Origin of the sequence: Nocardia cyriacigeorgica (assembly GCF_029868385.1) — a bacterium.
GTDB classification, from domain to species: Bacteria; Actinomycetota; Actinomycetes; order Mycobacteriales; family Mycobacteriaceae; genus Nocardia; species Nocardia cyriacigeorgica_F.
On record NZ_JARWNX010000022.1, the window covers coordinates 35,590 to 59,354 of the forward strand.

Consider the following 23,765-nt stretch of genomic DNA (forward strand, 5'->3'; position numbering starts at 1 on the left):
GGGTGGGTGCTCAGGCGAGCTCGAAGTAGCGTTTCGATTCCCAGACCGACAGCTGCTCGTCGTCGCGTTCGGTCTCGGTGTGGAAGGTGAGCCACTCCCAGCGACGCAGGCCGATCCAGTAGTCGACGAGTTCGTCGCCGAGGTATTCGCGCAGGACGGTGTCCTGCTCGAGCGCCGCGATGGCGTCGTAGAGGTTCGACGGAATGCGGGGCGCGATCTCGCCCGGCGCTCCCCAGGCCATGAGCTCGTACGCGGCGGGCGGAGTCGGCTTCGTGTCGAGTCCGGCCAGGCCGGCGGCGAGGAAGGCGGCGAGGGCGAGGTAGGCGTTGGAGTCGGCGGAGGGGATCCGGTACTCGAGCCGGCTGGCGTCCGGCCCGGCCAGCACGGCCCGCACGGCGCAGGACTTGTTGGCCACGCCCCAGGTCAGCGTCGTCGGCGGACCCTCGAGGTCCAGCAGTCGCCGGTACGCGGTGATCGTGGGCAGGGCGAAGCTCGTGGCCCCCGCCAGCGAACCCATCACGCCGCCGAGGAAGTGCCGCATGTGTTCGCTGGGCTGTTCCGGGGCGGCGGCGTCGAAGAAGAGATTGCCGTGGTCGTCGCTGACCGAGACGTTCAGGTGCGAAGCCTGTCCGTACTCGGCGGACCACTTCGACATGAACGTGACGCTGCGGTCCTGGGCGTAGGCGACCTCGCGCATGACCTGCCGCGTGCGCGCCCACAGGTCGGCGGCGGTCACCGCATCGGCGGGGGCGAGGTTGAATTCGATCTGACCGCTCGCGGCCTCGTCGGACCATGCCTCCCAGGCGATGCCGAGTTCGTCGAGCCGGGCGGTCACGGCCTCGCCGTAGGCGATGAAGTCCGGCGATTTCGCCAGCACGCCGGCGGCTCCGGCGTTGCCACCGAGCGGGCTCAGGCCTTGGTAATCCTGGGCGCGGGCCTGGTCGATCGACTCCTTGAACACCGTCGCCTCGATCTCGACCGACGCCTTGACGGTGAGGCCGCGCTCGGCGTACGCCGCGACGATCCGCTTGAGCGCCTGCCGGGGGTCGGCTTCCACGGGCGACCCGTCGGCCGTCCAGAAGTCGCAGATCACCGAGGCGACACCCGGTTTCCACTCCACGAGCGTGTTCTCGTCGGGGCGCATGTAGAGGTCGGGCATGAAGCCCTGCCTGCGCCACTTCGGATAGGCGAAGCCGAACTGGGCGTGGTTGGTCAGGTCGAGGCCGAGGATGAGATCCGGGAACGCGATGCCTTTGCTGCCCGCGGCCCGGTACTTGGCGGGGGAGACGACCTTGCCCACCAGTACGCCGTCGTGGTTCGTCGCTTCGACGCGGATGCCGGCGAGGTTGTCGATCTGGTCGATCGAGATGCGTTCAGCGCTCACCACACACCACCTGGAGGTTCGCGCCCAGCAGCGAGGAGAACGCGGTGAACGAGACGTTGACGCCGAACTCGCCGCTCTCGAGGACTTCGAGCAGCGTCGACCGCCCCTGGAAGAAGCTGGTCAGCGCGGCGGCGGTGCCGAACAAGCCCTGACCGTCCGGGCCGGGCTCGCCGAGGACGACCACGCTGTCGTCGTCGGCGCAGTAGATGTGCAAACCGGTCGGCAGGCCGGGGAAAGCGCCCGCGCGGCGCCAGAATTCCTCGGCGGCGGCGCGCCACTCGGTGACCCGACCGGACAGGAGTTGCTCGACCTCCTTGGCGAATACGTCATCGCCGGTTTCGGCGGGCACAGGGTCGGACCAGCGGACCTGCCAGGTGACCTCGGCGTCATCCGTCGCATCGGCCGTCACGACGACGTCGGACCCGGTGAACGTCACGTGCGCCCGCTGGGCGTCGGTGGCCGAATGCAACGACACGGTCCGGGGGGTGCTTCCTGCCGAGACCCGGTCACCCCGCTCGAGCCCCTCGCGAAGACAGCGCATTACCGACAGCACCATCGGTGTGCGTCGCCCGGCGACTGTCACCGTCCCGGTGACGGCCTCCGGGTCTGTTGTATGTGGCATCTCGACACCTCGGATCTAATCATTTGACCTAACCATTTGATTAAGTCTGATGATTAGAGTCACACTGTTGCCGTCATCACGTCAAGGGGATGGCGGGAATTTTTCGAAGGAGGCGCCATGGCGCAGTCGATGCAAGCGATGCTCGATGTGCTGGACGACGACGCACGAGCGGCCGCGGAGGCTCTGCTACGGGAGGCGCCCGCCCCGCCGTATCACCGGTATGGCGTGGCGGGGATGCGGGCGATATTCGACAGTGATTCCCGCCTGCCGGCGCAGACGCAGGTCGCCGAGGTGCTCGATCTCGGCATCGGCACACCGCATGGCGAGCTCACCATCCGGTGTTACCGTCCGTCGCTCGACCCCGGACTGCCCGCGCTGATGTACGTCCACGGTGGAGGTTTCGTGATCGGAACCCTGGACGGCGTCGACGAACTGTGCCGGAGTTTGGCGGTGGCCGCGGGCTGTGTGGTGGTATCCGTCGATTACCGGCGCGCACCGGAATGGGTGTTTCCCGCCGCTGCCGACGACTGCCTCGCCGTCTATGACCGGCTCGAGCGTCGAGGCGACGAGTTCGGGATCGACTCGACTCGACTGGCACTGGCGGGCGACAGCGCCGGCGGGAATCTCGTGCTATCGGTGTGCACGTCACTGGCGGCCGCGGGGCGCCCACTGCCGACATGTCTGGTGGTGGCCTATCCTGCGACGTCTGCCTCCTTCGAGGGGCCGTCCTGGGAAGCGTTCGAGTATGCCCCCGTGCTGTGCAAGGCCGATGCCGAGTGGTTCTGGCGGCCTATGCCGACACGGAAGCGCGGCGGGACCCGCGGGCGGTGCCTGAGCTGTCGACGAGCCTCTATGCCCTGCCGCCGATGCTTGTCGTGTCCGCCGAAGTGGATCCACTGCGATCGGACTACGAGCGTTTCGCCGCGCTCGCCGCGTCTGCCGGTGTCGAGGTGGAGATGCGGCGCTACGACGGCGTGGCTCATGGGTTCTTCACCGAAGTGCGGACGCTGTGCAAGGCGCGACGGGCCGTTGCGGATGCGGCACTGTTCCTACGTGCTCGCTTCCCAGCAGAACTTGGCTACGCTGGTCGGTGTACCTAGACGTTTGACTAACTCGGGCCCTTGGGCCAGCCGAGCGAAGGAGTGGACAATGGCGCACGTCCCCGCGGCCGAACGCCGCCGCCAGATCATCGAGGCGGCGGCGCGGGTGATCGGTCGCGAGGGAGTTGCCAAGGCCACGACTCGTCGGATCGGCGCTGAGGCGAATGCGAACATCGGCACTCTCCACTACACCTTCGGCAGCAAAGAAGATCTCCTCGACGCGACCTTCGCCTACTGCTGGGACGTGGCCAGCGAGATCGTCGACGCCGCCGTCGCGGTGGGTGCCGGGCCGAATGGAACCGCGCGCGAGATGTTGACCCGCTACGTGGAGCTGGCGATCGCCGACCCCGACCTGATCGCCGCGCAGTACCAACTGCTGAATTGGGCCGTTGTGGACGAGACGCGCAGCGGTGCGGCGATAGGGGTCATGCGAAGGCTCGACGAGCTCGTCGAGCAGGGGTTGCAGCGAGCGGGCTGGTCCGAGGATCTCTCGGTCACGCGTGAGCGCTTCGCGCGGATCGTCGGCTCGGTGCTCGATGGCATCCTGCTGCGCTTCGTCGTCGCGCGCTCGGAAGAGAAGCTGCGGGCCGATCTCGCGACCGCCATCGAGCTCGTGGACGCGGCATTCGTGGGAGTGGCCGCGACGCGGTGAGGCGTCGTGGCCGATGACTCGAAGGACGCGAGCGAGGATCTGCTGGAGGCGGCGCGGGAGCGTCCCGAGCTGATCCGCCGGCCCGCCTGCTCATCTGACGCCGACAATGCGTAATGCCATGTCGGCGTAGGCGGTACCGATGTCGTCCGGCGACCAGTCACCGGCCTCGCGATACCAGCGGGCGATATCGATGCCGAGCGACAGTAGGGCGACGGCGGCGATCCGCGGGTCGGGGGTGTGGAAGACGCCCGCTTGGACGCCGCGCTCGACCAGCTCCCGCATGGCTTGATCGATGCGGTGGCGGATGTCGAGGATCTCGGTGAGGTGCTCGGGGCTGAGCGACTTCAGCTCGTAGTTGACGATCCGGGCGTTGGTGTGTCCGCGGGCGTGGTACACCGCGAAATCGTGGATCACATTGCGTAGTGCGGTGATCGGGTCGCTGGACGATGCGGCCGCCTTGTGTACCAGTTCGAGTGTCGCGTCGTGGCCCGATCGTGAGATCAGGTAGAGCAGTTCCTCTTTGGACCTGTGATGCACATAGACCGCGGCCGGGCTCATGCCCGCGGCGGCGGCGATATCGCGAGTCGTCGTCGCGTTGAAGCCCTTGTCGGCGAATGCGGCGGCGGCGGCTTCCAGGAGCCGTGCGCGCGTCGCGTCGCCACGGGGTTCGGTCGTCTCGGTCATGGGATCGCCATTATCTCGCCTCCGAGGGGCCCGCTGTTCGCCGGTGCTGTGATGTGGCTAACAGGAAGCCGCACGCTCGCGGCTATTGACGGCGCTCGGCAGCCTCCTGCACCATGCATTCTAAGCAAGCGCTTAGTTACTGAGGAGGTTCGATGCCGGAAGCTGTGATCGTCGCCGCTGCCCGTTCCCCGATCGGCCGTGCGGGTAAGGGGTCACTGAAGGACATGCGTCCCGATGACCTGACCGTTCAGATGGTGCGTGCCGCATTGGCTCAGGTGCCGGACCTCGACCCGGCCCGAGTCGAAGATCTCGTTCTCGGCTGCGGGCAGCCCGCCGGCGAGTCGGGGTTCAATCTGGCGCGGGTGGTCGCGGTACAGGCCGGGCTCGACACGGTCCCCGGCACCACAGTCAACCGGTACTGTTCGTCGAGTCTCCAGACCACGCGCATGGCGCTGCACGCCATCAAGGCGGGCGAGGGTGATGTGTTCATCTCGGCCGGCGTCGAGACGGTGAGCAGGTTCGTCAAGGGCAGTGCCGACGGCATGCCCGACACCCAGAACCCGATCTTCGCGGACGCGGTCGCCCGCACAGTCGAGCGTGCCACCGGCGGCGCAGCCTCCTGGGCCGACCCGCGGAGCAACGGTGCGCTGCCCGATGTGTACATCGCCATGGGCCAGACCGCGGAGAACGTCGCCCAGCTCACCGGGATCACCCGCGCCGAGCAGGACGCATTCGGTGTCCGCTCACAGAATCTCGCCGAAAAGGCCATCGCCAACGGCTTCTGGGCCACCGACATCACCCCGGTGACCTTGCCCGACGGCACCGTCGTCAGCGCCGATGACGGCCCGCGCCCTGGTGTGACGCTGGAGGCGGTGAGCCAGCTGAAGCCGGCATTCCGGCCCGACGGCACGGTGACGGCGGGTAACTGCTGTGCCCTCAACGACGGCGCGGCGGCCCTGGTGATCATGTCCGATACCAGGGCAAAGGAATTGGGCCTGACTCCGCTCGCGCGTATCGTCAGCACCGGTGTGTCCGGCTTGTCCCCGGAGATCATGGGCCTCGGTCCGGTCGAGGCGTCGAAGCAGGCGCTGCGGCGCGCCGGTCTCACCATCGACGATATCGACCTGGTCGAGATCAACGAGGCCTTCGCTGTGCAGGTGATCGGCTCGGCCCGGGAACTGGGGACTCCCGAAGACAAGCTCAATGTCAACGGCGGCGCGATCGCGGTGGGCCACCCGTTCGGCATGACCGGCGCCCGGATCACGAGCACATTGATCAACTCGCTGCGCTACCACGACGAACAGTTCGGGTTGGAGACGATGTGTGTCGGTGGCGGTCAGGGTATGGCCATGGTGCTGGAGCGTCTGTCGTGACCGGCCGTTTCGCGGGAAAGACCGCGATCGTCACCGGCGCGAGCCGTGGCATCGGCCTCGGCATCGCGCAACGGCTGGTGCACGACGGCGCGAAGGTCGTCATCACCGCCCGCAAACAAGATGCCCTCGATGCGGCGGTCGAGCAGCTCGGCGGACCCGAGCATGCTCTCGGTGTCGCCGGGCACGCCGACGATACCGCGCATCAGGAAGAGACCGTCGGCCGTGCGATCGAAACATTCGGTGGCGCCGACCTATTGGTCAACAACACCGGAATCAATCCGGTGTACGGCCCGATGATCGACATGGATCTGCACGCCGCACGCAAGATCATCGAGGTCAACTGTCTGGCCGCGCTGTCGTGGACCCAGCACGTGCACAAGGCGTGGATGGCCGAGCACGGTGGCGCGGTGGTCAACGTGTCATCGGTGGCCGGGATCCGCCCCGCGCCCGGAATCGGCTTCTACGGCGCGAGCAAAGCGATGCTCACCTACCTCACCCAGGAACTCGCGGTGGAACTCGGCCCGCAGCTGCGGATCAACGCGGTCGCCCCGGCCGTGGTGAAGACCAAGTTCGCCACCGCCCTCTATGAGGGCCGGGAATCCGAACTCGCCGCGACCTACCCGCTCGGGCGACTCGGCGTGCCCGAGGACATCGCGGGCGCGGTGGCGTTCCTGCTCTCCGACGACGCTGCCTGGATCACCGGCCAGCTACTGGTCCTCGACGGCGGCGTCATGCTGACCGGCGGCGTCTGACAACAACATTCGACTCCAGGAGAAACCTATGAGCACCCCGACCAGAACCGCGATCGTCACCGGCGCGGCCCGTGGCATCGGCGCGGGCGTGGCCCGCCGGCTCGCCGCCGACGGCCTGGCCGTGGCCGTGATCGACCTCGACGAGGTCGCCGGCAAGCCGGTCGTCGAACAGATCGAGGCTGCGGGTGGCCGCGCGATCGCCGTCGGCGCCGACGTATCCGACGAAGCCGCCGTGGCCGCGGCCGTCGAGCGGGTCACCGCCGAACTCGGCGCACCTACTGTGCTGGTCAACAATGCGGGCATCATCCGTGACAACATGTTGTTCCGGATGACGACCGACGACTGGGACGCCGTGATGAACGTGCACCTGCGTGGCTCGTTCCTGATGACCCGCGCGATCCAGAAGTACATGGTCGAGGCCGGATTCGGGCGCATCGTCAACCTGTCGAGCACATCGGCCCTCGGTAATCGCGGCCAGGCCAACTACGCGGCGGCGAAGGCGGGTCTGCAAGGCTTCACCAAGACCCTGGCGTTCGAACTCGGCAAATTCGGGGTCACCGCCAATGCCGTCGCGCCCGGCTTTATCGAAACCGAGATGACGGCCGCCACCGCGGCACGTGTCGGTATCCCGTTCGAGGATTTCAAAGCCGGTGCCGCCGAGCAGATCCCGGTCGCGCGCACCGGTGTGCCCGACGATATCGCGCACGCGGTGTCGTTCTTCGTCAGCGAAGGCGCCGGTTTCGTTTCCGGCCAGGTGCTCTACGTCGCGGGAGGGCCGACGGTATGAGGACGTTGGAGGGTGTGGCCGAACTCGAAGCCGCGGTGGGTTCGCACCTCGGTTACTCCGAGTGGCACACCATCACCCAGTCGCAGATCAACGCCTTCGCCGACGCGACCGGTGACCACCAGTGGATTCACATCGACACCGAGAGGGCCGCGGGCGGTCCGTTCGGCACCACCATCGCCCACGGGTACCTGACCTTGTCGCTGGTGCCGCGGCTGGTCGCGCAGATCTATCGGGTCGAAGGCGTGCGGATGGCGGTCAACTACGGTGCCAACAAGTTGCGGTTCCCGGCCCCGGTGCCTGTGGACTCGAAGGTGCGCGCCGGGGTCGAGCTGATCTCGGTCGCACCGGGCCCGGCCGGGCATCTGGTCACCGCCGAGGTCACCATCGAGCGCGAAGGCGGCGACAAGCCGGTCTGCGTGGTCGAGTCGTTGGCCCTCGTGGTGGCCTGATGGACACCACGACCGAGCTGCCGGGTATGGATCTCGGCCGATTTTCGACCTGGCTGCGTGATCGGCTACCCATGACGGGCGAGGCGCTCAGCGGCACGGTGATCGCCGGCGGCAAGTCGAACCTGACCTACCAGGTCAGCGACGGCACCACCCGCTGGATCGTGCGGCGTCCACCGCTGGGGCATGTGCTGGCCACCGCGCACGATATGGCACGCGAATACCGGGTGATGGCCGCGCTGCGGCCGACCGATGTTCCGGTTCCCGCGATGTATGCGCTGTGCCAGGACGACACCGTGCTCGGTGCGCCGTTCTACGTGATGGAGCATGTCGAAGGCACGCCGTACCGCACCGCCGCCGAGCTGGCCGAGCTGGGACCCGAACGCACCAGGGCCATTTCGGCCCGTCTCATCGACACCCTCGCCGCGCTGCACGCGGTCGACCCGGCGGCGGTGGGCCTGTCGGACTTCGGCCGGCCGGAGGGGTTTCTCATCCGTCAGGTGAATCGGTGGAAGCAGCAGCTCGACGCCTCCTACACCCGCGACCTGCCCGCTGCCGTCGAGCTGCATACCCGGCTGGCCGCCGCCGTGCCCACCGAGTCCACCGCGGGCATCGTGCACGGTGACTACCGGCTCGACAACGTGCTCTTCGACCACCAGGACCGCCCCGCGGCCGTCATCGATTGGGAGATGGCCACACTCGGTGACCCGCTCACCGATCTGGCGCTGATGATCGTCTACGGTCGGCTGGCCGCCGAACCGATCACCGAGGTGCGCGTCGCCGACGCATCGACGGCACCGGGATTCCTGACCGAGGCCGAGATCATCGCCCGCTACACCGAACGCAGCGACCGAGATATGTCCCGCTTCGGCTTCTACCTCGGGCTCGCCGCATTCAAGCTCGCCGCGATTCTGGAAGGCGTGCACTACCGCTATCTGCACGGCCAGACGGTGGGCGAGGGCTTCGCGCACGTCGGTGATGCGGTGGAACCCCTCCTCGAATCCGGCCTCACCGCGCTGAAGGAGCACCGCTGATGGACTTCGCGTTCGATGTTCGCACCGGACGCGAGGTTACTTCGATTGAATCGCATACCAGGCGAACCAATTTCGGATCCGGCGGTGAGCCATCGTCGGCTGTGCTTGGCGCATGCGATCGCCGCTGGAACCGCTCACGCTGAACAGCCGGTCAGCCGAGTCCGCCTACCGCGGGCAGGATCGCCTGGTCGACGATGTCGGTGAGGGTTTGCTCGTCGGGGAGTGCGCCGGAGTCGAAGGAGAACTTCAGGACGAGTGCCTCGCCGATATCGAGGACCACGGGGGTGAGGCGGGCCGGGTCGATGCGGCCGATTGTCGCGTAGTGCCGCAGCACGGTGCTGGTGAACCGGCCGCCCTTGGGTTCGAAAACCCGCGTGTAGATGGCCTGGGCCAGCTCTGGATAGCGTTCACGCTCGGCGAGGATCGCGCCGGTGGCGCGCGCGGTGGGGGTGGCCAACCAGGTCACCATGAGCCGCAACGCCGCGATCAGATCGCCGCGGAGATCGCCGGTGGGCGCCGCGGTCGGGCTCTCCTGCGGGAACTCCGCTCCCAAGGCGTCGAGCAGAATCGCCTGCGGGCTGTCCCAGCGCCGGTACAGCGAGGTTTTTGCGATACCGGCGCGCTGCGCGATCCCGTCCATGGTGAGTTTGCCCATCCCGACCGTGATGACCTCCTCGACCACGGCGGTGTGCACGGCCGCCACAACTTCGGCATCGCTGCGGCGGCCACGTGTTCCGGGCATACGACCCTCCGGTTCGCGCGGGACTGACCTGTGCAGCCTAGTCGGCGGCCGGCTCCACGAGGGCGACCGCGGTGGCGAACGGGCCGAGTTCGACCTCACCGTTGTCGACCGGCCGGGTAACGGCCGGATCGGCCCCGGTCGAGGTGTCGACGGTGTGGATGCTCGTCGCGGGGTCGGTGAAGTGGACGCGCACGGGCTCGGGGTACTTGTTGACCAGCAGGATCCGCCGCTTTCCGTCCGTGCAGGCGAAGGCCTGGCTGTGAATCCGGACGTCCGGCGCCGCCAGGGTGGGCGCGGCTCCGGCCGGGTGCAGGACATCGCCGGGGCCGAAGTGCGCCAGCAACAGCTCCAGCGCTCGATAACGGGCGTTGGGTTCGCCTGTCTGCCAGTCCACCAGAGATACCCCGGGGATCATCCCTGGGTATCCGAGAAACTCGGCCACCCCGACGAGTTCGATGCCGAGTGCGGTCAGCCGCGACCAGAGGTAGCTGACCACCGCCCCGCTCAACGCCCAGTATTCGGCGGGCGCATCCGGCTCCGGGTTCAGGATGTCGGGTGTGAATGTGCCGATCTCGTTGATATGGGTTTCGGTGTCGGGTGAGAGCCGCTGTTTGATCGATTCGATCAGCTGCACTTGGCGCAAGAATCCGTCGGCCTGGGAGAAGAGCACGCTGTGCCATTTCTCGAAGGGGATGTTCCCCTGCGGCGAGAACGGGTCGAGGATATCGGGCATCGAGTAGAAGTGGTATGAGAAGGCATCGAGGGGGATACCGTCGGTGTGATTGGCCGGGTCGAGGAAGTACCAGAAATACTCGGGGTCGAAATCGACCAGGCTCAGCGACAGGCCGATGAACTTCATCTCCGGATCGAGCGGCCGCAACCGCGCGACCACGGCATCGTAGAGCCGGGTGTAGACCTGGGGTGAGAGCTTGTGTCCCACATCGGGTTCACACAGCACCTCCCAGAAGGCGAACCGGTAATCGTGACCGGATTCGTGCCGGACCCCGAACTGGTCGGTGAATCCGCCGTCGATGTACCACCGCCCGATCCGTTCGAAGTGTTCGGCCACCTCGGTGAGATCGGGATCGCGGAATTCGGTGCCCTGTTCGTAGTCCCAGTGGATGGCTGCCGGATCATCTTGCAGGACATACGGTTCCGGAGTCTCGAACATCCAGGTGGGGATGGTGGCGAAGTTCGCCACCACCGGCCTGCCCTCGGCGGCCGCCACGAAATCCTCTACGAATTCGTCGAGCCGGCCGAAGTCCCACGAGGCGCGCTCGGCGGTGGGTGGATCGAGTTCCGGGACGGACAGTTTCGGCGAGGACCACCAGGGCAGGAACCGCGCGTATCGGGCCCGGAGGTCGCGGAGTGCGGCAAAGGCCCGATCGTGGGCGGGTGAGCTGCGCTGTAGCGGCGGCGCGGTCCAGAGGTGGGTGGTCAAGGTGGTGCGGGAGGTGATCGTCGGTGTCGTCCAGTCGACGGTGACGGGCAGTGCGTCGGTCATGGTGGCCTCTCTCAGCAGATGACCCCACCAGGATAGCTACGCACTCGTAGCTACGCAAACGTAGCTTAATGTGGGTCTCCCGACCGGTAGCGGCGCCCCGGATCGTCCGGCCCGGGGCGCCGCGGCTGCCTGGCTCGGTCAGCCTGCCGACAGCGACGAAGGCCGGTTGTGGTCGACTTCCGCACCCCGGTAGCTGACGCTCACCGGGAATGTCTGAACGGATTTCGGCTGCGGGGGACCCGGATTCGCGCAACCGGATGCTCACCCAGCTGTTCGTCCGCGGCGGACGGCCGCTGGTCGATTCGTCCCGAATGGGGCGCCCCACGTTTGCGATGTGTGGATCGAGAGCGTCCGCACGAGCTGGATTCCGCCTCTGACGTCGATAAACGCCCACGCATGGACGAGGCCGCTGGGGGCGATGGACCCCACGGCCTCGTGGAGCGCGCGAATGGGCGAATTCGCTTGCGAGACACGAGCGATCGACTATCCGACGGCGAGGGTCGGTGCGAATCCGCCGCTCCGTGAGCTGCTGATAACGTGTCGCGAACCCGACCGGCAACCTCGCAGACAACGGATGGTGGCCGGTGCGGGTGGGGAGCTAATCGATCACCCGGTGGGTACCGTCGCGGACGGTGCCGACGAATTCCTCCATCAGGTCTTCGAGGGCGACGATGCCGATCGTGTTGCCGCGGTTGTCGACCACGCGGCCGAGGTGGCTGTTGGTGCGGCGTAAGCGGGCGAGGGCCTCGTAGAGGGGTGTCCCGGCCAGTACCGTCGGCAAGGGTCGGATATCGGTGCGGGGGATGGGGGTGGCTGGGCCCGCGGTGTCGTCGGCGACCAGGTCGAGGACGTCTTTGACGTGCAGGTAGCCGACGAGGGAGCCGTCGTCGGCGCGGACCGGATATCGGGAGAAGCCGGTCGCCGCGACGGCGGACTCGATATCGCCGAGGGTGGTGCCGTTGCCGCGCAGCGGCACCGTACGGGTGGTGTCCAGTGCCACCATCACATCACCGACCACCCGCTCGGAGGTGCCGAGGGCCTGGGTGAGCCTGCGGTGTTCCTCCTCGTCGAGCAGACCCTCCGAGCGTGATTCGCCGATCATCTCGGCGAGTTCGACACTGGAGACGGTGGCGTCGAGTTCATCCTTCGGCTCGATCCGCAGCATCCGCAGCGACATGTTCGCCGCCAGGTTGTAGACGGCGATGAGCGGGCGGGCCAGCCGCAGCCACATCAGGTGGATCGGCACCAGCAGCAGCGCCGACCGCTCCGGCCCGGCCAGCGCGATGTTCTTCGGGATCATCTCGCCGAACAGGATGTGCAGGACCACCACGATGGCGAGCGCGACCGTGAACGCCACCGGATGCAGCAACTGATCGGGCAGCCCGACCAGCGCGAACGGACCTTCCAGCAGATGCGCCACCGCAGGCTCGCCGACCCGGCCGAGCAGGATGGAGCAGATGGTGATGCCGAGCTGGGCCGCCGCCAGCATCATCGACAGGTTCTCACCCGCGCGGATGACGGTGTTGGCATTGCGTTTGCCCTGTGCGGCAAGAGCTTCCAGTCGGTCGCGGCGGGCCGAGATCAGCGCGAATTCGGCGCCGACGAAGAATGCGTTCCCGGCCAGCAAGACGACGGTCAGCGCGACGGCGAACAGATCACCCATGGTCGGCCTCCTGTCCGTCGAGCACGTCGGCGGTGACCGGAATCAACCGCACACGGTCGACCCGCCTGCCGTCCATGCGATCCACCCGGGCCAGCCATCCTCCCTGACCGTCGCCGGGGCGACGCTGATGCGCATGCGAATCGGGCAGGACGACGGTGTCACCGGCCTCGGGGATCCGGCCGAGCCGGATGAGCACCAGACCGCCGAGGGTTTCGTATTCGCCTTCCGGCGCTTCGTAACCGGTGGCCCTGGAGACCTCATCGATGCGCAGCAGACCCGAACAGTCCCAGCCGTCGGAGACCCGCCGTACATCGCGTTCTTCTTCATCGTGCTCATCGCGTACATCGCCGAGGATCTCCTCGATGATGTCCTCCATGGTGACCAGGCCCGCGGTCCCGCCGTATTCGTCGACGACCAGCGCCACCTGCATACCGTCGGCGCGGATGCGTTCGAGCACCTCGTCACCGTCGAGGCTGGCGGGCACGATAGGCACCGGTCGGGCCAGTAGATGCAGGGAGAGTCCACGCCGGGATTCGGCCGGGACGGTGAACGCCTGTTTGACATGGACCACGCCGAGGGTGTTGTCGAGATCGCCGTCGATTACGGGGAACCGGGAGAATCCGGTGCGGCCCGCGGCGGCGATCAGGTCGGGGATGGTGTCGGATTTGTCGAGCGATTCGATCTTCACCCGCGGTGTCATCAATTCCTCGGCACTGCGTTCACCGAATTCCAGGGAACGATCCATCACCTGCGCGGTGCGTTGATCGAGCGCGCCGCGCTTGGCGGAGGTCCGTACCAGTGAGCCCAGTTCCTGCGGGGAGCGCGCCGAACGCAGTTCCTCCGCCGGTTCCACCCCGAGGCGGCGCACTACCCAGTTGGCGCTGCCGTTGAGGAAGTGGATCAGCCATTTGAACACGACCGAGAAGGCGACCATCGGCCCGGCGGTGATCCGCGCGGTGGCCAGCGGGGCGGCGATGGCGATGTTCTTGGGCACCAGTTCGCCGTAGATCATCGACAGCGAGGTGGCCAGGATCAGCGCCAGCGCCAGCGAGATACCGCGCGCGGCGCTGTCACCGACGCCGACCGCCGAGAACACCGGGGTCAGCAGCCGCGCCAGCACCGGCTCGGCGATATAGCCGGTGATCAGGGTGGTGATGGTGATGCCGAGCTGTGCACCGGACAGCTGGAACGACAGGGTGTGATGGGCTCGGCGGACCATCCGGGCGCGCACATCGCCGTCGCGGGCGTGCGCTTCGACGGTGCTGCGTTCGAGTGCGGTGAGGGAGAATTCCGCGGCCACGAACAGCGCGGTCCCCGCGGTGAGTGCGATGAACCCGATCAGGCTGAGCACGGTGAGCACGACGGACACGGTCAGCACCACCCGGCCCGGTGATCAGTGGACGCGGTCGTACGTGCGGCGATGAGCTGGACGGCTGCGGGAAGGAGGACGCCGGGTCGGTCACCCGGCTCGATAGAGGAGCCCTCCTGTGCGGCGTCCTCGGACGCGGGTGACAACTGGTTCCTTTCGCATGGCGGTCGGTGCCGACGGCGTCGGCAACCCTCATGTTACCGGCCCACGCACGTCGCGGCGTGGGCCGGTCCGGGTTGATTCACCAACCGCTCGGCAGCGGCCGCCCCTCGGCGAATCCGGCGGCGGACTGCACGCCGAGGACGGCCTTGTCGTGCAATTCGGCCAGTGAGCGGGCACCGGCGTAGGTGCACGCGCTGCGCAGACCGGAGCAGATGTGGTCGATGAGGTCCTCGACACCGGGGCGTTCGGGGTCCAGGCGCATCCGCGAACTGGAGATACCCTCCTCGAACAGCGCCTTGCGGGCGCGGTCGAAGCCGCTGTCACCGGCGGTGCGGGCGGCGACGGCGCGCTTGGAGGCCATGCCGAAGCTCTCCTTGTACGCGTTGCCGTCGCGGTCGACGCGCAGATCGCCCGGTGATTCGTAGGTGCCGGCGAACCAGGAGCCGATCATCACGTTCGACGCACCGGCGGCCAGTGCGAGGGCGACGTCACGGGGATGGCGGACGCCACCGTCGGCCCAGATGTGCACACCGAGTTCACGTGCGGCGGTGGCGCATTCGGCGACGGCGGAGAACTGTGGCCTGCCCACACCGGTCATCATGCGGGTGGTGCACATGGCGCCGGGCCCGACACCGACCTTGATGATGTCGGCGCCGGCCTCGGCCAGATCGCGGGTGCCCTGCGCGGAGACGGTGTTACCGGCCACCAGCGGCACACCGAGTCCGAGATCGCGGATGGCGCGCAGGGTTTCGAGCATCTTGACCTGATGGCCGTGCGCGGTGTCGACGACGAGCAGATCGGCGCCCGCGTCCACCAGGGCCTTCGCCTTGGCGGGCACATCGCCGTTGATGCCGACCGCGGCGGCGATGCGCAACTTGCCCGCACCGTCGACGGCGGGGGCGTAGATACCGGTGCGGATCGCGCCGGTGCGGGTGAGTACGCCCGCGAGGGTGCCGTCCTCGGCGAGCAGCACGGCCAGGGTGGCGTGTGCGGCCTCGAGCAGGTCGAAGATCTCGCGCGGCTGCGCGGTGACGGGTGCGGTGACGAAATCTGTCGCGGCCACATCGCCCAGCCGGGCGAACCGGTCGACATCGGTGCAGGCGGATTCGGTGACCACGCCCACCGGGCGTCCGTGCTCGTCGACCACCACGGCGGCGCCGTGCGCGCGCTTGTGGATCAACGCGACGGCCTCCGACACCGACTGCTCCGGCCGCAGGGTGACCGGGGTGTCGGCGGTGAGTGGCCGGCTCTTGACGAAGGCGATGGTATCGGCGACGGCATTGTTGGGCAGGTCCTGCGGCAGGACCACGATGCCACCGCGGCGCGCCACGGTTTCGGCCATGCGGCGCCCGGCCACGGCGGTCATATTGGCCACGACGATGGGAATGGTGGTGCCCGACCCGTCGGTCGTCGCCAGATCGACGTCGAACCGCGACGCCACATCCGTCCGGTTCGGGACGAGGAAGACGTCGTCGTAGGTCAGGTCGTACGGCGGCTGATGTCCAGGGAGAAACTGCACTGCACCGATGGTAATCGCGTCGCACCGAACGTGTGCCGTTCTCGCCATGGTCCAGGGCCGCCAGCTGCACGGCGGCCCTGGACGCGCCGGTGGTTGCGCCGCACGGACCCATGGGCGATGGTCGATTCGGGCGCGCGAAGCCCGCGATCTGCCTGGTCCGGCACGGAGGAAGGGAGTCACCCCCATGGCGTTCACCGAGGACGAACTCGTCTGCCTCGCGTCCCAACCGGTGGCCAGGGTCGCCACGCGGGGCGATGACGACCAACCCGGCCTGATCTCGCGGCCGGTCGCTAGCCGCGCACGTGCAGCCCGAAACCTGTGCGGCCCGCTGGCTCCAGTCCTTCCTTCAGATGCAGCGAGGGGATCTGGTAGTCACCGAAGTTCTGCTGTCGGAACGCGATCGGTTCGGTCGATTCCACGCTGAGCAGACGCTGCTCCCATGCCTTGGCGAGGTCCGGGTAGTTCTCGTCGGTCATCCGGTCGGCGCCGTACAGCACGAACGGCGGCAGTACGTCGATGCCCGGGTAGTAGAGGATGCCGTGCTGGATCGGGAACAGCAGATCATCGATGGGACCGTTGATACCTCGGGCCGCGTAATGCGACTCCGGGCCCCCGACGGTCACCGACAGCAGGGCCTTCCTGCCCGCCAGGGTGCCTTCGCCGAAGCGCTCACCATACTTGGTGTCGCTGTGCTCGCCGACCCCGTATGCGAAGTGGTAGGTGAACACTCGGTCCACCCAGCCTTTGAGGATCGCGGGCATCGCATACCACCACAGTGGGAACTGGAAGATGATCGTATCGGCCCACAGCAGCTTCTGCTGCTCGGCGCGGATGTCCGGGGCGAGTGTCCCGGCGTCGAAGGCCCGGCCCGAGTCCCGGGCGACCTTCAGCGGACTCGAAGCCTCGGGGCCATAGTCCGCGGCGTCGAGGATCGCCTTCCAGTTCATCGCGTACAGATCGCTCACTCGCACCTCGTGCCCGGCAGCCTCCAGCGTGGACACCGCGAGGTCCTTCAGCGAGCTGTTCAGCGACTTCGGCTCCGGGTGGGCGTAGACGATCAGCGTCTTCATCAGAACTCCTTCGGATCGGGTGCTTTCGATCCTGGGCGTCGCGGTGGCCGGTGTTCAGGGGCCGCTCTTCCATCGGACTGGACTTCCTGGTACCGGCAGGACCACCTTCACCAGCGCCACCACAGCCATACTTGGGGGCATGGACGATCTTGCGGGCTTTCTGCGGACCCGGCGATCCCGAGTCGACCCGGCAGCCGTCGGCATCTCCACCGATCGGCATCGTCGGGTCGAAGGGCTGCGCCGCGAGGAGGTCGCGCACCTGTCGGGAGTCAGTGTCGACTACTACGTGCGCCTGGAGCAGGGCCGCGCGACCCAGCCCTCCGAGCAGGTCCTCGACGCGCTCGCCCGGGTCCTCGGCCTCGACGAGACCGAGCGCGGGCACCTCTACCGGCTCGCCCGGCAGCGCCGTCGGCGGGCGAAGGCGCCGGGCGGGCGGGTCCGGCCGGAGCTGCTGCGCATCCTCGATCTGGTCGCTGACGCACCCGCGCTGATCATGGACCATCGTATGAACGTGCTCGCCGCGAACCGTCTCGCCGGACTCCTCTATGGCCGGTCGATCCCGGGTCTGAACACTGCCCGCCACATCTTTCTCGAGGAGGCCGAGCGCGGCCTGTACGCGGACTGGGAGCAATGCACCCTCGATGTGGTCGGGCATCTGCGTCTGGCCGCCGGTAAGTACCCCGAGGATCCGCGCCTGGCCTCGCTCATCGGCGAGTTGGCGATGGGCAGCGAGCGTTTTCGCCGCCTGTGGGCTCGCGCGGACGTGCGGGCCCGCGCACATGGGCGCAAGGCATACCGGCATCCCCTGGTCGGACTGCTGGAACTGCATCAGGAGAATTTCGCACTCCCGGATGAAACAGGCATGGAGCTGATAGTGCTGTCCGCGTCACCCGGCAGCCCCGCCGAGGACGGGCTACGCCTGCTCGCGGGCCTGGGTGTGGACTCGGGTGACGCACATCCCACAGTGAGCAATCAGGTCCGCGAGTAATTCGACCGCCCACCCGCGGCCGGAACGCCTCGATACGGGCGCCATGCCCGGCATGGGACGTACCAGCGACGGGTGGGGTTTGGTCGCCGTGCTTCGGGCGCGGTCAGCGTGCGCGACGGTTGCGGCGAGCCCCGGAACGTGCAGTGTGTTCCGTGCGGCGCCGGGGGTTCCTCGGTGTGTCGCCGGGTCGTGTGGGGCGGCGGGATGGTGTCGGCTCTGCTGCTTCGGTAGGCGCCGGCACCGGGGCGCCCGGTGGCTTACGAGCGCCGGTCAGACGGCGCAGCTGGCGATCGCCGGGTGCGACGTCCACCTCGGCGGCGTCGATTCCGGCGCTGCGGGTGAGCGCGGTGACCTCGGCGCGCTGATCCTCGGTCACGAGCGTGACGACGGCGCCGGTGGCGCCCGCGCGGGCGGTGCGACCGGCGCGGTGCACGTAGTCCTTCGGATCGGCGGGTGGATCGACATGCACGACCAGCGAAATATCGTCGACGTGGATCCCGCGGGCGGCGACGTCGGTGGCGACGAGCACCGGCACCGACCCGTCGGCGAAGGCGGCGAGCACCCGGTTGCGGTTGTTCTGGGATTTCCCCCCGTGCAGCGCCTGCGCCACGATCCCGGCCTCACGCAGGCGTCCGGTGAGTTTGTCGGCGCCGTACTGGGTGCGCACGAACAGCAGGGTCCGGCCGTCGCGGGCGGCGATCTCGGCGATCACCTCGCGCTTATCTGCTTTGCGCAGGTGCAGGAGGTGGTGGGTGGCGGCGGGAGCGGCCGCGGTCTCGGGTAGCGGGTCGGCGGAGTGGGTGAGCGGATCACGCAGATAGCGGCGGACCACCTCGTCGACGGCGTCGTCGAGGGTGGCCGAGAACAGCAGGTGCTGGGCGTCGGCGGGTACCTGATCGACCAGGACACGCACCTGCGGGAGGAAACCGAGTTCGGCGAGGTGATCGGCCTCGTCGATGGCAGTGACGCGCACCGCGTCCAAGAACAGCGACCGCTGGGCGATCAGATCGGCCAGCCGGCCGGGGGTGCCGATCAGCAGGTCCACTCCGCGCCCGAGCCGCTCGGCCTGACGTTTGATCGGCATCCCGCCGACCGCGGTCCCGAGGCGAAGACCCAACGCCAGGGCAGCCGGATCCAGGGCGCTCTCGATCTGCACCGCCAGTTCCCGAGTCGGCGCGAGCACCAGTCCACGCGGCCGCCCCGGTGCCGAGGGCGCACCGGCCAGGCGCACCAGCATGGGCAGTCCGAAGGCGAGGGTCTTGCCCGAGCCGGTGGGCGCCCGCCCGAGCACATCGCGTCCGGCGAGCACATCGGGGATGGTCGCCGCCTGGATCGGAAACGGTGCGCCGATACCTTCGCGGCCCAGCGCGTGCACGAGCACGACCGGTAACCCGAGCGCGGCGAATGTGGCCGGGGCGGTGGCCGGTTCAGGCACGGAACAGCCGTGTCAACTCGACCAGCCACGGAATCGCGACGGCCAGCGTCGGCACCACCAGAATCGCCAGCGAACCCAGATAGGCGGCGACCGCGATCCGCACATCGCCGAGCGGACCGGACAACCGCTGGATTCTGATCAGGGTGCTCGGCCCGCCGACGGCGAGGGCGCCCTGCGGCGCGGAGGACTTCGAACAGGCCACGAGCGCCCGCGCCAGCGGCTTGGGGCCGGTCACCTTGACCGCCGAATCGTCGGCGAGCAGCTCGATCAGCAGTTTCACCGAATCGAGCGCGGATTTACTGCGGACGAACCGCGGGAACGCCTCGTGCGCGGCGGTGAACGCCTCCAGCACCAGATCGTGGCGGGCACGCAGATGTGACCGCTCATGGCTGAGGATCGCGGTGAGTTCACGCTCGTCCAGATTGTCCAGGGTGCCCGCGCTCACCACGACCCGCTGGCGCAGGCCGGGCAGGCAGTAGGCGATCGGTTCGGACGCGGCGAGCACCCGGATATCGGCGGCCCGGCGCTCCGGTCCGCTCTGGTCGAGCAGGTCGACCAGCATCCGGTGGCGGGCGCGGCGTCGGCGGGTGTGCACGCCGACGCGGATCGCGGCGTAGATCAGGCGCGCGCCGACCATCAGGGTGAGCGCGAAGACGAACACATAGGCCAGCCACAGCGGCAACCCGAGCGCATCGATCTCATCGGTCGGCGAAGTGGTTGGCCGGCCGTCCTCGCCGGGCACCAGCAGCTCGCTGGCGATCGCGAGACCGGAACCGAAGGCGCTGAGCACGGCGGCCAGCGCGATGGCCTGCCACAGCACCAATGCGGCCCGTGGCGTGCGGTATGTCCACTTCGCCCGGGCGAGCAGGGCTGGTGCAGGCCCCGCGAGAAGCAATGCGAGACCGGCGAAGACCGGCGCGGTTGCGTTCATCGACTCAGCTCACTGCGTTGTGGGGCCAGGGGTCGAAGACACCGCGGTCACGGTGACGGTGGTGCGGTGTCCTCATCTGCTTCGAGCTTAGCGAGTGCCTCACGCAGCGCCGCAGCCTCGTCCTTCCCGACCTGTTCCACGAAGTGCACGAGGGCGGCGGCACGGCTGCCCGCCTCCTCTGCCTGCTGCAACGCATCGACCATGAGGCCTGCTACCAGCTCGTCACGGGTATGCACCGGAGCGTAGCGGTGCGCGCGGTCATCGCGCCGCTGAACGACGAGGTTCTTCTTCGCCAGACGCTGGAGCACCGTCATCACCGTGGTGTACGCGAGCTCGCGGCGCGCCGACAGCGCTTCGTGCACCTGCCGGACCGTTTGCGGTTCGTCGGTCGACCACAACTGGTCCATGACCGCTTTCTCGAGTTCACCAAGTCCTGCCATTCCACAATTTTACGGACTCAACGACGCTGATGCGTACTACAGGGTGTCGTAACCGGCTGGTATCGGGTGTGGTATTGGTCATACTCCGTCGGCGGGAGTGTCGACGCGGGCCGGACCGCCCGCGGTACCGAGCACATGCCTGGTCCCGATCGGCACGATCATCGGCCGCCCGGACATCGGATCCTCCAGCACGGTGGCCTCGAGCCCGAACACTTCGCGCAGCAGTTCGGCGTCGATGATGTCGGCGGGGGAGCCCTGGGCGATGATCCGCCCGTCGCGCATGACGATGAGCCGATCGCTGTAGCGGATGGCCAGGTTGAGATCGTGCAGCACCATCACCACGGTGCGGCCGAGTTCATCGTGCAACCGGTCGACCAGATCCAGCACCTCGAGCGAATGCGCCAGATCGAGATAGGTGGTCGGCTCATCGAGCAGCAGAATGTCGGTGCCCTGGGCCAGTGCCATCGAGATCCAGGCCCGCTGCCGCTGACCGCCGGACAGCTCGTCGAGCGAACGGTCGGCCAGATCGGCGATACCGGTCTGTTCCAGGGCGGTGAAGACCTCGGATTCGTCGGTGGCCGACCATTGTCGGATCCAGGACTGATGCGGATGACGTCCGCGCGAGACCAGATCGGCGACGGTGAGCCCCTCCGGCGCCACCGGCGTCTGCGGCAGCATGCCGACGATGCGCGCGACGTCCTTGGTCTTCATCGACGAGATCGCCTTACCGTCGAGCAGAACCTGACCATTGCTCGGCTTCAGCAGCCGTCCCAGCGATCGCAGCAGGGTGGATTTGCCGCAGCCGTTCGGGCCGATCACGGTGGTGATGACGCCGGGGGCGATATCGAGGCTCAGTCCGTCGACGATGATCCGTTCGCCGTAGCCGAGGGTGACGCCATCGGCTGCCAGCCGATGTGCGGCGTGGTGCGGCGCTTCTCCGGTCTTCACAGCGTGGCCTTCCGATTCACACGTATGAGCAACAACAGCAGGAACGGGCCGCCGATGGCCGCCGTCACGATGCCGACCGGCAATTCGACCGGGAACAGCGTGCGCGAGACGATATCGGCGCCGACTACCAGGATCGCACCGATCACCGCCGAACCGATGAGCGGTTCGCCCGGCGTGCGCAGCACCCGGCGAGCGATCTGCGGGGCGCACAGCCCGACGAAGGCCACCGGGCCGACCGCCGCGGTCGCCACCGACGCACCGATCACCGCGGCGCCGATCAATACCGCCTGCTGGGACTGGATACGGACACCGAGCACACGGGTGGTGTCGTCGCCCAGGCGCAACGCGGCCAGCGTGCGGGCGGAAACGACCGCGACGACCAGCACGATCAGCAGCGCGATCGCGGCCGGGACGAGTTTGGTGTCGTCGGCGGAATTGAGCGAACCGGTGAGCCACAGCTGGGCGCGGGCGGCGTCTTCGAGGCTGGCGCGGGTGAGCATCCAGCTGATCGCCGACAGCAGCAGCGAATTCACGCCGACCCCGATGAGCACCAGTCGCATCACCGTCACGCCGCTGCCGCCGACCGGGTTGCGTCCCCAGGCCAGCAGATAGATGGCCGCGGCGGTGCCGAGACCACCGACCATGGCCGCGACCGGTGTGCCGAGCGAAACGGCAAGCCCGGTGGTCGCGCCGCCGGTGCCGACCATCACCGCGACCGCGCCGAGCGCGGCCCCGGAGGTGATACCGAGAAAGTCCGGTGCGGCGAGCGGATTGTGCAGGATCGACTGGGTGATGGCACCGGCGATGCCGAGCGCCGCGCCGACCACCACGGCGGTCATCGCGCGCGGGAGTCGGGATTCGAACACGATGAAGCGTTGTGATCGGCTGCCGCCGCCCGCCAGGACGTCGAGGACCTTGCCGAACCCGAGAGTGGTCTGCCCGAGCGCGATATCGAGGCAGAACAGACCGAACAGCGCGACGACCAGCACCGCGATGATCACGACCATGCGCGGTCGCCACAGCAGCGAGATCGGGCCCACCCGCAGCGCCGCGCGCACTCGCGGCACCTCGGTCTCCGCGGTTTTGGTCAGCGAGACGGTCATACGCTCACCAGCTTTCGTCGCCGGACCAGTGCGATGAAGAAGGGCGCGCCGATCGCGGCCAGCATCACGCCCACTTGCAGTTCACCCGGCCGCGCCACGACCCGTCCCGCGGTATCGGCGATCAGCAGCACCAGTGCACCGAACAGTCCCGAATAGGGGATCAGCCACCGGTTGTCGGGACCGGTGAACACGCGCGCGATATGCGGAACCACCAGCCCGATGAATGCGATCGGCCCGACCGCCGCCGTCGCCGCCCCGCACAGCAGGACCACCGCGGCCAGCCCGAGCGCCCGGCTGCGGCCGATGTGTACGCCGAGACCACGGGCCACATCGTCGCCGAGGCCGAGCAGATTCAGACCGGGCGCGGCGATCAAGGCCAGCACCACGCCTGCGCCGAGGAACGGCAGTACCTGCCAGAAGACCTCGGGACCACGACCGGCCACCTCGCCGACCACCCAGAACCGGTAGCTGTCGAGCGCGCTCGTATCGAGGGTGACGATCGCATTGGTCATCGCTTGGAGGAACGCCGTGACCGCGGCGCCCGCGAGCACCAGGCTCAACGGACTGGCCGCGCCGGCGCCGATCGATGAGGCGCCGAACACGATGAGTCCGGCGATCAGCGTGCCCGCGAACGCGAACCAGATGTACTGCTCCGGTGCGGTCAATGCGAACAGGTACATGCTCAGTGCCGCGAAGAACGCCGCGCCCGCGTTCAGGCCGAGCAGTCCGGCGTCGGCGAGCGGGTTGCGGGTGTAGCCCTGGATGAGGGCGCCCGCCATGCCGAGCGCGAGTCCGGTGACCAGGGCGAGGGCGGTGCGCGGCAGGCGCAGCCCGCGCACGATCTCCTCCTCGGTGGACAGTGCGGCGCAGCTGAACGGTCCGTTCGCGCAGGACAGCGCGTGGTCGAGGGCGTCGTACACGGTGGACGGGGCCAGCGATCGGGTACCGATCGCGACGCTGGCGATCAGCGTCAGCCCCAGCAGCGCGGTCAGCAGCAGGAGACCGGTGATACGACGCCGCCTCATGGTCGCAAGGGCGGTCACGGCGGCGAAAGACT

General features: G+C 68.1%; 22 protein-coding genes and 1 pseudogene. 8 read left to right on the forward strand and 15 right to left on the reverse strand.

Going from position 1 to position 23,765, the window contains the following annotated elements:
- Positions 1-10 precede the first annotated feature (10 nt).
- Together QH168_RS02685 and QH168_RS02690 are read right to left on the reverse strand one after the other, a co-directional pair.
- Positions 11-1,384: a glutamine synthetase family protein gene (locus QH168_RS02685; RefSeq protein WP_280232766.1), complete on the reverse strand. Its 1,374-nt coding sequence runs from the start codon at positions 1,382-1,384 to the stop codon at positions 11-13.
- Complete coding sequence (locus tag QH168_RS02690; RefSeq protein ID WP_280232767.1) at positions 1,374-2,006, reverse strand: hypothetical protein; 633 nt, start codon at positions 2,004-2,006, stop codon at positions 1,374-1,376. The genes QH168_RS02685 and QH168_RS02690 overlap by 11 nt, the downstream gene beginning before the upstream one ends.
- A 234-nt stretch (positions 2,007-2,240) precedes the next feature.
- Between QH168_RS02690 and QH168_RS27665 the strand changes: the two are divergent.
- Positions 2,241-3,106 (forward strand): annotated as a pseudogene (locus QH168_RS27665) (alpha/beta hydrolase).
- 49 nt (positions 3,107-3,155) lie between these two features.
- Positions 3,156-3,758, forward strand: coding sequence for a TetR/AcrR family transcriptional regulator (locus tag QH168_RS27670; RefSeq protein WP_432421021.1), 603 nt, complete (start codon positions 3,156-3,158; stop codon positions 3,756-3,758).
- 90 nt (positions 3,759-3,848) lie between these two features.
- Here QH168_RS27670 and QH168_RS02700 read toward each other — a convergent pair whose 3' ends face one another.
- Complete coding sequence (locus tag QH168_RS02700; RefSeq protein ID WP_280232769.1) at positions 3,849-4,442, reverse strand: TetR family transcriptional regulator; 594 nt, start codon at positions 4,440-4,442, stop codon at positions 3,849-3,851.
- Between the two features lie 152 nt (positions 4,443-4,594).
- Between QH168_RS02700 and QH168_RS02705 the strand changes: the two genes are divergently transcribed.
- Genes QH168_RS02705 through QH168_RS02725 form a run of 5 tightly spaced genes read left to right on the forward strand, consistent with a single transcriptional unit; the run spans position 4,595 to position 8,834 of the window.
- A complete protein-coding gene (locus QH168_RS02705) occupies positions 4,595-5,815 on the forward strand; it encodes an acetyl-CoA C-acetyltransferase (protein WP_280232770.1) in 1,221 nt (406 codons plus the stop codon).
- Positions 5,812-6,567, forward strand: a complete 756-nt coding sequence (locus tag QH168_RS02710; protein ID WP_280232771.1) for an SDR family oxidoreductase — start codon at positions 5,812-5,814, stop codon at positions 6,565-6,567. Before QH168_RS02705 ends, QH168_RS02710 begins: the two co-directional genes overlap by 4 nt.
- 28 nt (positions 6,568-6,595) lie before the next feature.
- On the forward strand, positions 6,596-7,354 hold the full coding sequence (gene fabG, locus QH168_RS02715) for a 3-oxoacyl-ACP reductase FabG (protein WP_280232772.1): 759 nt from the start codon (positions 6,596-6,598) through the stop codon (positions 7,352-7,354).
- Complete coding sequence (locus QH168_RS02720; protein ID WP_280232773.1) at positions 7,351-7,803, forward strand: MaoC family dehydratase; 453 nt, start codon at positions 7,351-7,353, stop codon at positions 7,801-7,803. Before fabG ends, QH168_RS02720 begins: the two co-directional genes overlap by 4 nt.
- Positions 7,803-8,834, forward strand: a complete 1,032-nt coding sequence (locus QH168_RS02725) for a phosphotransferase family protein (protein ID WP_280232774.1) — start codon at positions 7,803-7,805, stop codon at positions 8,832-8,834. The genes QH168_RS02720 and QH168_RS02725 overlap by 1 nt, the downstream gene beginning before the upstream one ends.
- 151 nt (positions 8,835-8,985) lie before the next feature.
- Here QH168_RS02725 and QH168_RS02730 read toward each other — a convergent pair whose 3' ends face one another.
- The 6 genes from QH168_RS02730 to QH168_RS02755 form a co-directional block, all read right to left on the reverse strand.
- Positions 8,986-9,576 carry a TetR/AcrR family transcriptional regulator gene (locus QH168_RS02730; RefSeq protein ID WP_280232775.1) on the reverse strand — a complete coding sequence of 197 codons (591 nt, stop codon included), beginning with the start codon at positions 9,574-9,576 and terminating at the stop codon, positions 8,986-8,988.
- A gap of 37 nt (positions 9,577-9,613) precedes the next feature.
- Positions 9,614-11,080 carry a hypothetical protein gene (locus tag QH168_RS02735; RefSeq protein ID WP_280232776.1) on the reverse strand — a complete coding sequence of 489 codons (1,467 nt, stop codon included), beginning with the start codon at positions 11,078-11,080 and terminating at the stop codon, positions 9,614-9,616.
- 598 nt (positions 11,081-11,678) lie between these two features.
- Positions 11,679-12,743 carry a hemolysin family protein gene (locus QH168_RS02740; protein WP_280232777.1) on the reverse strand — a complete coding sequence of 355 codons (1,065 nt, stop codon included), beginning with the start codon at positions 12,741-12,743 and terminating at the stop codon, positions 11,679-11,681.
- Positions 12,736-14,112: a hemolysin family protein gene (locus QH168_RS02745; RefSeq protein ID WP_280232778.1), complete on the reverse strand. Its 1,377-nt coding sequence runs from the start codon at positions 14,110-14,112 to the stop codon at positions 12,736-12,738. Before QH168_RS02745 ends, QH168_RS02740 begins: the two co-directional genes overlap by 8 nt.
- Positions 14,113-14,353: 241 nt before the next feature.
- Positions 14,354-15,793 carry a GuaB1 family IMP dehydrogenase-related protein gene (locus QH168_RS02750; protein ID WP_280232779.1) on the reverse strand — a complete coding sequence of 480 codons (1,440 nt, stop codon included), beginning with the start codon at positions 15,791-15,793 and terminating at the stop codon, positions 14,354-14,356.
- 290 nt (positions 15,794-16,083) lie between these two features.
- Complete coding sequence (locus QH168_RS02755; protein ID WP_280232780.1) at positions 16,084-16,863, reverse strand: NAD(P)H-dependent oxidoreductase; 780 nt, start codon at positions 16,861-16,863, stop codon at positions 16,084-16,086.
- Between the two features lie 139 nt (positions 16,864-17,002).
- Between QH168_RS02755 and QH168_RS02760 the strand changes: the two genes are divergently transcribed.
- Complete coding sequence (locus QH168_RS02760; RefSeq protein ID WP_280232781.1) at positions 17,003-17,851, forward strand: helix-turn-helix transcriptional regulator; 849 nt, start codon at positions 17,003-17,005, stop codon at positions 17,849-17,851.
- A gap of 103 nt (positions 17,852-17,954) precedes the next feature.
- Here QH168_RS02760 and QH168_RS02765 read toward each other — a convergent pair whose 3' ends face one another.
- The 6 genes from QH168_RS02765 to QH168_RS02790 all read right to left on the reverse strand — a co-directional run bounded on the left by QH168_RS02765 (position 17,955) and on the right by QH168_RS02790 (position 23,751).
- On the reverse strand, positions 17,955-19,286 hold the full coding sequence (locus QH168_RS02765) for a DEAD/DEAH box helicase (RefSeq protein WP_280232782.1): 1,332 nt from the start codon (positions 19,284-19,286) through the stop codon (positions 17,955-17,957).
- Entirely contained in the window at positions 19,279-20,217 is a 939-nt protein-coding gene (locus QH168_RS02770) for a M56 family metallopeptidase (RefSeq protein ID WP_280232783.1), read from the reverse strand. Before QH168_RS02770 ends, QH168_RS02765 begins: the two co-directional genes overlap by 8 nt.
- Before the next feature lie 47 nt (positions 20,218-20,264).
- Positions 20,265-20,657: a BlaI/MecI/CopY family transcriptional regulator gene (locus QH168_RS02775; RefSeq protein WP_163821665.1), complete on the reverse strand. Its 393-nt coding sequence runs from the start codon at positions 20,655-20,657 to the stop codon at positions 20,265-20,267.
- A 78-nt stretch (positions 20,658-20,735) separates the two neighbouring features.
- Entirely contained in the window at positions 20,736-21,605 is an 870-nt protein-coding gene (locus QH168_RS02780) for an ABC transporter ATP-binding protein (protein WP_280232784.1), read from the reverse strand.
- Positions 21,602-22,708 (reverse strand): FecCD family ABC transporter permease, encoded by a 1,107-nt coding sequence (locus tag QH168_RS02785; RefSeq protein ID WP_280232785.1) that lies wholly within the window; start codon positions 22,706-22,708, stop codon positions 21,602-21,604. The genes QH168_RS02780 and QH168_RS02785 overlap by 4 nt, the downstream gene beginning before the upstream one ends.
- Positions 22,705-23,751, reverse strand: coding sequence for a FecCD family ABC transporter permease (locus QH168_RS02790; protein ID WP_280232786.1), 1,047 nt, complete (start codon positions 23,749-23,751; stop codon positions 22,705-22,707). The genes QH168_RS02785 and QH168_RS02790 overlap by 4 nt, the downstream gene beginning before the upstream one ends.
- Positions 23,752-23,765: the final 14 nt, after the last annotated feature.

Bases quoted from the DNA above. Each gene is read 5' to 3' on its own strand.
- QH168_RS02690 (WP_280232767.1), bottom strand. From the start codon at position 2,006: ATGCCACATACAACAGACCCGGAGGCCGTCACCGGGACGGTGACAGTC.
- QH168_RS27670 (WP_432421021.1), top strand. From the start codon at position 3,156: ATGGCGCACGTCCCCGCGGCCGAACGCCGCCGCCAGATCATCGAGGCG.
- QH168_RS02700 (WP_280232769.1), bottom strand. From the start codon at position 4,442: ATGACCGAGACGACCGAACCCCGTGGCGACGCGACGCGCGCACGGCTC.
- QH168_RS02705 (WP_280232770.1), top strand. From the start codon at position 4,595: ATGCCGGAAGCTGTGATCGTCGCCGCTGCCCGTTCCCCGATCGGCCGT.
- fabG (WP_280232772.1), top strand. From the start codon at position 6,596: ATGAGCACCCCGACCAGAACCGCGATCGTCACCGGCGCGGCCCGTGGC.
- QH168_RS02720 (WP_280232773.1), top strand. From the start codon at position 7,351: ATGAGGACGTTGGAGGGTGTGGCCGAACTCGAAGCCGCGGTGGGTTCG.
- QH168_RS02725 (WP_280232774.1), top strand. From the start codon at position 7,803: ATGGACACCACGACCGAGCTGCCGGGTATGGATCTCGGCCGATTTTCG.
- QH168_RS02730 (WP_280232775.1), bottom strand. From the start codon at position 9,576: ATGCCCGGAACACGTGGCCGCCGCAGCGATGCCGAAGTTGTGGCGGCC.
- QH168_RS02735 (WP_280232776.1), bottom strand. From the start codon at position 11,080: ATGACCGACGCACTGCCCGTCACCGTCGACTGGACGACACCGACGATC.
- QH168_RS02740 (WP_280232777.1), bottom strand. From the start codon at position 12,743: ATGGGTGATCTGTTCGCCGTCGCGCTGACCGTCGTCTTGCTGGCCGGG.
- QH168_RS02755 (WP_280232780.1), bottom strand. From the start codon at position 16,863: ATGAAGACGCTGATCGTCTACGCCCACCCGGAGCCGAAGTCGCTGAAC.
- QH168_RS02760 (WP_280232781.1), top strand. From the start codon at position 17,003: ATGGACGATCTTGCGGGCTTTCTGCGGACCCGGCGATCCCGAGTCGAC.
- QH168_RS02770 (WP_280232783.1), bottom strand. From the start codon at position 20,217: ATGAACGCAACCGCGCCGGTCTTCGCCGGTCTCGCATTGCTTCTCGCG.
- QH168_RS02775 (WP_163821665.1), bottom strand. From the start codon at position 20,657: ATGGCAGGACTTGGTGAACTCGAGAAAGCGGTCATGGACCAGTTGTGG.
- QH168_RS02785 (WP_280232785.1), bottom strand. From the start codon at position 22,708: ATGACCGTCTCGCTGACCAAAACCGCGGAGACCGAGGTGCCGCGAGTG.